This is a genomic window from Armatimonadota bacterium, from assembly GCA_031081585.1.
Classification (GTDB): domain Bacteria; phylum Sysuimicrobiota; class Sysuimicrobiia; order Sysuimicrobiales; family Humicultoraceae; genus Geohabitans; species Geohabitans tengchongensis.
Genome location: JAVHLY010000003.1, coordinates 1 through 9,307, shown reverse-complemented (window position 1 = coordinate 9,307; position 9,307 = coordinate 1). Strand labels below are relative to the sequence as shown.

The window sequence follows — 9,307 nt, the reverse complement described above, 5'->3', positions numbered from 1 at the left end:
CCCATGCGGATGGCGGCGAAGATCAGGTCGGCCAGGCTGTCGGCGTCCAGCTTGGCCATGATGCTGGCGCGGTGGCTCTCCACCGTGCGCACGCTCAGGTGGAGTCGCTCGGCGATGGCCCGGTTGGTGTACCCCTCCGCCAGCAGCACCAGCACCTCGCGCTCCCGCGGCGTCAGCACGGCGGGCGCTTCCCGCCCGTCCACGCGCTGCCGGTAGTTGGCCAGGACCGCCTCGGCCAGGGAGGGATGGATGTAGGCCTCCCCCCGGGTCACGGCCGCTACCGCCTGGGCCATCTCCTGGGGCTGGGCGCTGAGCGGCAGGCACCCCCGCGCGCCCAGCTGCAGGGCGGCGAGCAGCACCTGCACTCCGCCGCCGACCGCCAGGACGCGCGGGTGGTCGGCCTCCCGCAGGTAGTCGAGTCCCTCCTCCCCGGGGACCCCGACCGCGGTCAGGACGACGTCGGCGGCCTCCGGGTCCCCGACCGGCTCGCACCCGAGGTCGCGCAGGAGGGCGGCCAGCCCCTCCCGCAGGAGGGCGCCGTTCACGGCGAGGTGGACGCGGGTGCCCATGGCCCGCAACAGTGTAGCAGGGCGGCGCAGGACGCCCGGGGGCCGGGGTTGGGGGGGTTCCCCGCGGGCCGGTGTGGGGGACTCCCCGCGGGCCGGCGTGGCGGCCAGACCGGCCTAGTCTCGGTCCGGCGTCGCGATCGCGTCCAGCCCCAGGCGCCGCTGCAGGTGCGGGATGAGCCCGCCGTCGCGGATGATCGCCTGCAGCGCCTCGGGGAAGGGCTGCGCCTGGAAGGTCCGCTCGCCCACCCGGATCGTCCCGCGGGCCAGGTCCACCTCCACCTCGTCCCCGTCCCGGATGGCCTCGACGGCGTCGGGGGCCACCAGGATGGGCAGCCCCAGGTTGATGGCGTTGCGGAAGAAGATGCGGGCAAAGGAGCGGGCGATGACCGCGGCCACACCCGCACCGCGCAGCGCCACCGGGGCGTGCTCCCGCGAGGAGCCGCAGCCGAAGTTCTCCCCCGCCACCACGAGGTCGCCGGGGCGCACCTTGTGCACGAACGCCGGGTCGAGGTCCTCCAGGCAGTGGCGGCCCAGCACCGCCGGATCGATGGTGTGGCAGTAGCGGGCGGGGATGATCACGTCGGTGTCGATGTGGTCCCCGTAGCGGTGGGCGCGCCCGCGCAGGATCACCCGGCCACCCCCACCCCCACCGCACGCGGGTCGGCCAGCCCGCCGGCCACCGCGCTGGCCGCGGCCACGTAGGCGTTGGCCAGGTAGACCTCGGCGGTGCGGTGCCCCATGCGGCCGCGGAAGTTGCGGTTGGTGGTGGAGACGCACACCTCGCCCTCGCCCAGCACACCGAGGTGGAGGCCTGCACACGCCCCGCAGGTCGGGGTGGCGACCACCGCGCCCGCCGCCAGAAAGGTCTCCACGAGTCCCTCGCGCACGGCCTGGCGCTGGATCGTCGGGGTGGCCGGCACGACGATCATGCGCACGCCGCGGGCCACGCGCCGGCCGCGCAGGACCGCCGCCGCCTGGCGCAGGTCAGTGAGCGTGCCGTTGGCGCAGTTGCCCAGGTAGACCTGGTCGACGCGGATGCCGCGGCGCGCCAGCGCGCTCACCGGGTGGACGTTGCCGGGGGAGAACGGCGCAGCCACCAGCGGCTCGAGCGCGGCCAGGTCGAGCGTCTCCTCGCGCTCCACCTCGGCGTCGGGGTCGCTGCGCATCGGGCGGTAGGGACGCGCCAGGCGCGGCGCCAGCCAGGCCATGAGGATCTCGTCGGTGGGGAAGAGGCCGCACTCGGCGCCGGCCTCCACCGCCATGTTGGCGACGGCCATGCGCTCGTCCACGTTGAGCGCCCCCACGTCCCCCGCGAACTCCAGGCACTTCAGCGTCCCGCCGGCCACGCCGAGGCGGCGGATCACCTCCAGGATCACGTCCTTGCCGGTGACGCAGGGCGCCGTGGGCCCGCGCAGGACGACGCGGATCGTCTCCGGGACGCGCACCCAGGTCTCCCCCGTGGCCAGCACGGCGGCGACGTCGGTGGCCCCCAGCCCGTACCCGTAGGCGCTGAAGGCCCCGTAGGTGCAGGTGTGGGAGTCGCTGCCGACGATCAGGTCCCCCGGCGCCACCAGGCCCTGCTCCGGCAGCAGGGTGTGCTCGATGCCGGTCTCGCCGACCTCCCAGAAGTGCGGGATCCCCTGCTCCCGGACGAAGCGGCGCACCTCCTGCATGAGCGCCGCGGCGGCCAGGTCGCGGGCGGGCACGACGTGGTCGGGGACGACGGCCACGCGCGCGGGGTCGAAGACGCGGCTGACCCCCAGGCGGCGGAGCTGGGCGAAGACCGGCGGGCCCATCAGGTCGTTGGTCATCACCAGGTCGACCCGCACGGTGACGAACTCTCCCGGGCGCACGACGTCGCGGCCGGCGTGTGCGGCCAGGATCTGCTCGGCGATGGTCTGGCCCACGGCGTCAGGCCGGAACGGCCGCCGGGCCGGCCTTGGCCACGAGCCCCGGGACGGGATGCCCCAGCGCCTCCTCCAGCCAGGCCACCGCCCGCAGCAGCGCCGCCAGGTCGATCCCGGTGCGGACCCCCATGCGCTCGAACATGTACACCAGGTCCTCGGTGGCGATGTTGCCGGTGGCACGCGGGGCGAAGGGGCAGCCGCCGATGCCGCCGAGGGCGGCGTCGAAGAGGCGCACGCCCTCGGTGAGGGCGGCGTAGGCGTTGGCGAACCCGGTGTTGCGCGTGTTGTGCAGGTGGATGCCCAACGGGACACCCGGCGGGAGGTCGCGCCCGACCTCCCGGAGCAGGCCCGCCACCTGGGTCGGGACGGCCACGCCGATGGTGTCCGCCAGCACCACCTCGTCCACCCCGAGCCGCACCAGGGCCGCCACCACCCGGCGCACCGCCGCTGGCGGCACCGGCCCTTCATAGGGGCAGCCGAAGGCGGTGGCCACCGCCCCGCCCAGCGCGATCCCGTCGGCCCGCGCCCGTTCGGCGATGCGGGCGAAGTCGTCGAGCGCGGCATCAATGGTGGTGCGGGTGTTGCGCCGGTTGAAGGTCTCGCTGGCGGCCACCACCAGGCGCAGGTGGCGCAGCCCGGTGGGACGGGCCCGCTCGTAGCCGCGCAGGTTGGGGACAAGCGCGGTGTAGGCCGGCCCGGGCGGTAGCGCGGCACAGACCGCCTCGGTGCCGGCCATCTGGGGCACCCGCTGCGGGCTGACGAAGGCGCCCACCTCGACGCGCGGCACCCCGGCGGCGGCCAGCTGCCGGATCAGCTCGACGCGCTCCGCCACCCCCAGGGGGCGCGGCTCGTTCTGCAGCCCGTCCCGCGGGGCGACGTCGACGATGGTGACGTCGGCCACACCCTCCTCCGCGCCGCCCGCTCGGCGGCGGCGCCTACCGGCTGCCGCGCAGCTGCCGCAGGGCCGCCTCCACGAAGCGCATGTCGTAGGTCTCGGCCAGGCTGATGGTGGCCCGGCGGACGTTGGGGTCGAAGGCGCCCAGCACCGCCATGACGCTGGGCGGGCCGGCCGGCGAGATCCGCCCGTCCAGCGAGTAGGACTCCAGCATGTTGCGCACCGCGCGCGTGTAGAGGTCGCGGTTGCCCTGGTAGTACTCGGGCGGCATGAGGGCCACGATCTCCTCCACCTTGCGGCTGCGGATCCACTGCAGCGCCCGGACCATGGCCGTGACCATCGCCTGGACCGTGTTGGGGTAGCGCTGGATGAACTCCTCGCTGGTGTAGAGGCACGCCGCTGGGTACGGCCCGCCGAAGACGCGCAGCGTCCCGGTGGTGGTGCGGGTGTCGGCCAGGATGGGCCCCAGGTCGCCCGCGGCCTGGAGCGTGGTGATGGTGGGGTCGACGTTGCTGAGGGCGTCCACCTGCCGCGCCCGCACCGCGGCCACGGCGGTGGCCCCGGCGCCGATGCCGAGGACGCTGAACTCGTCCAGGCCGATCCCCACCTTGGTCATCAGGTAGTTGACGAAGAAGTGGGTGGAGGAACCGGGGGCGGTGACGCCGATCTCCTTGCCGCGCAGGTCGGCCAGGGTGCGCACTCCGCCGTCGGCGGCGTGCCTGGCCACGGCCAGCACGAGCCCGGGATAGCGCTGCTGCATGACCACGGCCTTGATCTTGCGCCCCTGCGCCTGCATCTGGATGGTGTGGTCGTAGAAGCCGCTGACCATGTCGGCGCTGCCGCCCACCAGCGCCCGCAGCGCCTGCCCGCCGCCGGCGAAGTTCTGCAGGTCCACCTGGAGCCCGGCCTGGCGGAAGTAGTCGAGACGCCAGGCCACGTTCACGGGCAGGTAGACGAGGGCCTCCGCCCCGCCGACGGCCAGGACCACGCGGGGCTTCTCCGGCGCCACCGCCCCCTGGGAGAGGGCCGGGGCGGTCAGCATGGCCGCCAGGACCACTGCCATCAGCACCCGTCGCACCATCGTCATCGCCTCCCTCTGGCGGTCGATCTGCTCACGCCAAACCCACCGCTCGCATCCTAATCAGCATAAGGCTACCGCCCCTCCACCGCCCGCTGCGGCTTCCACACCAGCAGCCGCCGCTCGATGAGCGTCACCACGCCGTCGATGAGCAGGACGAAGGCGGAGAGGACGACGATCCCCGCAAAGACCCCCGTCGTGTCCAGTAGCCCCTCCGCCTGGGCGATCAGGTAGCCCAGCCCGCGCGCCGAGCCCAGGTACTCCCCCACCACCGCGCCCACCAGGGCCAGCCCCACGCTGGTGTGCAGGCTGGCCAGGATCCAGGTGAGCGCGGAGGGGAGGAGGACGTGGCGGAAGAGGTCGCGCTCGCTGGCCCCCAGCATGCGGGCGTTGTTGAGGACGTTGCGGTCGACCTCCAGCACGCCCTGGTACGTGTTGAAGAAGACGATGAAGAAGACCAGCGTGACGCCGAAGGCCACCTTGGAGAGGATGCCCAGGCCGAACCAGAGGGTGAAGATGGGCGCCAGCACGATGCGCGGCATGGCGTTGGCCACCTTCACGTAGGGGTCGAAGACCTGCGAGACCGCCGGCAGGCGGGCGAAGAGGAAGCCCACCGCCACCCCGAGCACGCTGCCCGCGAGGAAGGCCAGGACCGTCTCCTGGGTCGTCACGGCGATGTGGCGGTAGATGGTCCCGCTGGCGAACCACTGGACGATGCGCGCCGCCACGCTGGAGGGCCGGCTGAAGAAGAAGGGGTCGAGCACCCCGGCCCGGGAGAGCGCCTCCCACCCCACGAGCCCCGCCAGCAGCACCCCGGCCTGCCAGACGCGCTGGACGGGCGGGCTCACCGTCGGTGCTCCCGCACGCCGGCGGACGGCGCCGGGACCGTCACCCCGTCCCCTCCCCGGCCTGCCGCGCGTAGGCCCGCCGCACCTCGGCGTGGAGCTGGTGCCAGATGGTGCGGTAGATCTCCACGAAGGCCTCCTCCAGCCGGATCGCCGCCACGTCCCGCGGCCGCGGCAGCGGCACCGGGTAGGACCCGATCACCCGGGCGGCCGGCCCGCTGCTCAGCACCACCACCCGGTCGCTGAGGGCGATGGCCTCTTCCAGGTCGTGGGTGACGAAGAGCACCGTCTTGCGGCACTCCGCCCAGAGGCGCAGCAGGTCGTTCTCCATGATCTGCCGCGTCTGCACGTCCAGCGAGCCGAAGGGCTCGTCCATCAGGAGGATCTCGGGGTCGACGATGAGGGTCTGGGCCAAGGCCACGCGCTTGCGCATACCCCCGGAGAGCTGGTGGGGGTAGCGGTTCTCGAAGCCGCGCAGGCCCACGCGCGCCAGCCACTCCCGGGCCAGCCCCCGGCACTGCGCGGCGGGGCGGCGGCGGAAGAGCAGGCCGAGCATGACGTTCTCCTCGGCGGTCTTCCACGGCAACAGGACGTCCTGCTGGAAGAGGTAGGTGGCGGAGCGGTTGAGCCCGCGCAGCGGGACGTCGAAGACCCGCACCTCCCCGGCGTCCGGGGCGAGCAGGCCGGCGGCCAGGTTGAGCAGCGTGGACTTCCCCCCGCCGGTGGGGCCGACGATGGCCACGAACTCTCCCGGCGCGACGGCGAGGGTCACCCCCTCCAGCGCCGTGTACCGCCCGCCGCCGGGGATGGGGAAGGTCTTGCGCACGTCGAGGAACGCCACGGCCGCCGCCGCGGCCGTGGCAGCCCGGGGCAGGGCCGGGGCGGTGGTGGCGGCGTCGGCGGGGAGGTGGGGCATCAGATCACCCCTTCGTCGCGCAGCGCGCGCAGCTCCTCCCCGCTGAGCCCCAGCCAGCCGCCGTAGATCTCCTCGTTGTGCGCCCCCAGCGGCGGTCCGGTCCAGCGGATGGCCCCGCCCCCGCCGTCGAAGAAGGGCACGGGGCCCTGCATGAGCAGCCGGCCGAAGGCGGGGTCCTGCACCTCGCGCACGGTGCCCCGGGCGCGGTAGTGCGGGTCGTGGGCCACGTCGGCAGCGGTGTAGACCGGCCCGGCGGGCACCCCGTGCTCCTCCAGCGAGGCCAGCAGCGCCGCCCGCGGCAGGGTGCGCGTCCAGGCGGCCACCAGCTCGTCCAGCTCCTGCTGGCGCTGGCCGCGGGCGGTGTGGGTGGCGTAGCGCGGGTCCTGGGCCAGCTCCGGCCGCCCCATCGCCCGGCACAGGCGGGCGAAGACCGAATCCGCGTTGGCGCCGATCACCACCCAGCTCCCGTCCGCCGTGGGGTAGAGGTTGCTCGGCGCAATACCGGGGAGGATGTTGCCGGTGCGCTCGCGGACGACGCCGAGGCGGCTGTACTCGGTGAGGACCGACTCGAGCACCGCCACCACCGCGTCGGTGATCCCGAGCTCCACCACGCGCCCGCGGCCGCGCGCCTCGCGTTCGCGCAGCGCCACCACCGCCCCGTAGGCGGCGAAGAGGCCGGCCAGCGTGTCGCCGATGCTGAGCCCCACCCGCACCGGCGGGCGGTCGGGGTCCCCGGTGAGGTAGCGCAGCCCGCCCATCGCCTCGGCCACGCTGCCGAACCCCGCGCGGTGGCGGTAGGGCCCGGTCTGGCCGAAGCCGGAGATGCGCACGATCACCAGCCCCGGGTGGAGGGCGTGCAGGACCTCCGGCGCCAGTCCCCACCGCTCCAGCGTCCCCGGGCGGAAGTTCTCCACCAGGATGTCCACGCACTGGGCCAGCGCCCGCGCCAGCGCCTGACCGCGGGGCACGCGCAGGTCCAGGGTGACCGACTTCTTGTTCCGGCCGATGACCGGCCACCACAGCGAGCGCCCCTCGTCCAGGTGGACGCCCCACTGGCGCATCGGGTCCCCCTCGCCGGGCGGCTCGGCCTTGACCACCTCCGCGCCGAAGTCGGCCAGCAGCATGGCGCAGAACGGCCCGGCGATGAACGAGGCCAGCTCCAGCACACGGACGCCGGCCAGAGGCTGGGTGGTGCCCTCCGGCGCGGGATCGCCCCCCGCGGGGCCGCCAGCCGCCGGATCGGGCGGGACGGGGCCGGGGCCCGGGGGTCGGTCGCGCGCCGCCTCGCTCACACCAGCCGGTCCACCATGAGCGCGGCGAGCAGCAGGACCAGGTAGACGATGGAGTAGCCGAACAGCCCTCCGGCGGCCCGCGCGCTCCCCTCGCGCAGGACGGCCAGGGCCAGGCGGAGGAAGCCGGCGCCGAGCAGCACCGCCGCGGCCAGGTAGAGCCCGCCCGCGCCTCCGAAGGGCACGAGGAGGAGCGTCGAGGCCACAAGGGCCACCGTGTAGGCGAAGATCTGCCGGCGGGTGGCCGCCTCGCCGGCGACCACCGGCAGCATCGGCACCCCGGCGGCCGCGTACTCCTGCCGCCGCTGCAGGGCCAGCGCCCAGAAGTGCGGCGGGGTCCACAGGAAGACGATGAGGAAGAGGAGCAGGGCCGGGACCTCCACCCGCCCGGTCACCGCCGCCCAGCCCACGAGCGGCGGCACCGCCCCGGCCGCACCGCCGATGACGATGTTCTGCGGCGTGGTGCGCTTCAGCCACATCGTGTAGACGAGGACGTAGAAGAGCAGACCGGCCAGCGCGAGGGCCGCGCTCAGCCAGTTCACCAGCCCGCCGAGCACGGCCACCGCCAGCACGGCCAGGACGGCCCCGAAGGCCAGCGCCCGCCGCGGCGCCACGCGCCCCGCCGGGACGGGGCGGCGGCGGGTGCGCGCCATCACCGCGTCGATGTCCCGGTCCCAGTAGCAGTTGATGGCGTTCGCCGCCCCGGCCGCCAGCGTGCCCCCGAGCAGCGTGTAGACCAGCAGCGCGGGGGAGAGCCAGCCGCCGGCGGCCACGACCATCGCGGCGACGGTGGTGGCCAGCAGCAGGAGGACGATGCGGGGCTTGGTGAGCGCCACATAGTCGGTGGCGACCCGGCGCCACGCCGCCACGCCCGCCGGGGCGGGCTCGCCCGGGGAGGTGAGGCGGCCTGGACGGGCCACCGGCTCGACCGTGGTGCCGAACGCCGCTGTCGTGAGGAGGGCCAAGGTCCCGAAGAGCAGGGCCGCCGTGAGCAGGTGGAGCACCGTCACCGGGGGGGCCACGCGCGTGAGGACGTTGAGGGCTCCCAGCGCGATCTGCACGATCACGAGCAGCATGACCAGCGCGGCCAGGCGGCGCAGCGGCCGCGCGGCCCCTCGGGCGCGGGCGGCCAGCAGGGCCGCGGCCAGCGCCAGGAGCGCGGCTCCCAGCCGGTGGACCCAGTGGACGAGGACCGGCCCGCCGCCGGGAGGGAGGAGCGACCCGCGGCAGAGGGGGAAGTCGGGACAGGCCAGCGCCGCGCCGCTCGTGCTGAGGTAGCCGCCGAGCAGGATCTGGCCGAAGGCCAGCCCGGTGGTCACGGCGGCCAGCGTGCCCAGCCCCGGCGGCGCTCCCTGGTCCAACGGCCGCAGAGCGCGATAGGCGCTCGCGCCCAGGACGAGCAGGGCCGCCAGGAAGAGCATCGCCGTCCCGAGGTGGGCAGCCACCACCGCCGGCACCAGGCGCACGTGCACCGTGAGCCCGCCGAGCAGCACCTGGACGACCAGGAGGAGGAGCGCCGCCGCAGCGGCGCGGCCTACCGCCGGGCCGGGGCGGGCGCGGCGCGCCTGCACGACGAGGAACACGGTCAGCAGGCCGACCACCGAGGCGAGCAGGCGATGCCCGTACTCGACGAGGACGAGGTCCTCGAGCGGCGGGACGAGGCGGCCGTGGCAGAGCGGCCAGTCGGGACAGGCCAGTCCGGCCCCGGTCACGCGCACGATCCCGCCCAGGACGATGAGGAGCAGCGTGAGCCCCACTGCCCACGCCGTGGTGCGGAGGAGACGGTGCATCGGCTACTACTGTAGCAG

At 74.7% G+C, this 9,307-nt stretch carries 9 protein-coding genes; all 9 read right to left on the bottom strand.

What is annotated here, in order from left to right; all coding sequences use genetic code 11:
• Positions 1 to 569, bottom strand: a 569-nt coding sequence (locus RB146_01785; GenBank protein MDQ7827712.1) for a response regulator transcription factor, incomplete at its 3' end; no start/stop codon positions are given.
• 114 nt (positions 570 to 683) lie between these two features.
• Entirely contained in the window at positions 684 to 1,199 is a 516-nt protein-coding gene (locus RB146_01780) for a 3-isopropylmalate dehydratase small subunit (protein ID MDQ7827711.1), read from the bottom strand.
• Entirely contained in the window at positions 1,196 to 2,476 is a 1,281-nt protein-coding gene (locus RB146_01775) for a 3-isopropylmalate dehydratase large subunit (GenBank protein MDQ7827710.1), read from the bottom strand. Before RB146_01775 ends, RB146_01780 begins: the two co-directional genes overlap by 4 nt.
• A 4-nt stretch (positions 2,477 to 2,480) precedes the next feature.
• Complete coding sequence (locus tag RB146_01770; GenBank protein MDQ7827709.1) at positions 2,481 to 3,377, bottom strand: hydroxymethylglutaryl-CoA lyase; 897 nt, start codon at positions 3,375 to 3,377, stop codon at positions 2,481 to 2,483.
• A 34-nt stretch (positions 3,378 to 3,411) separates the two neighbouring features.
• On the bottom strand, positions 3,412 to 4,458 hold the full coding sequence (locus RB146_01765) for an ABC transporter substrate-binding protein (GenBank protein MDQ7827708.1): 1,047 nt from the start codon (positions 4,456 to 4,458) through the stop codon (positions 3,412 to 3,414).
• Between the two features lie 65 nt (positions 4,459 to 4,523).
• A complete protein-coding gene (locus tag RB146_01760) occupies positions 4,524 to 5,261 on the bottom strand; it encodes an ABC transporter permease (protein MDQ7827707.1) in 738 nt (245 codons plus the stop codon).
• A gap of 76 nt (positions 5,262 to 5,337) precedes the next feature.
• A complete protein-coding gene (locus RB146_01755) occupies positions 5,338 to 6,210 on the bottom strand; it encodes an ABC transporter ATP-binding protein (GenBank protein ID MDQ7827706.1) in 873 nt (290 codons plus the stop codon).
• Entirely contained in the window at positions 6,210 to 7,391 is a 1,182-nt protein-coding gene (locus RB146_01750) for a CoA transferase (protein MDQ7827705.1), read from the bottom strand. The genes RB146_01755 and RB146_01750 overlap by 1 nt, the downstream gene beginning before the upstream one ends.
• 107 nt (positions 7,392 to 7,498) lie before the next feature.
• Positions 7,499 to 9,289, bottom strand: coding sequence for a heme o synthase (locus RB146_01745; protein ID MDQ7827704.1), 1,791 nt, complete (start codon positions 9,287 to 9,289; stop codon positions 7,499 to 7,501).
• Positions 9,290 to 9,307 lie beyond the last annotated feature (18 nt).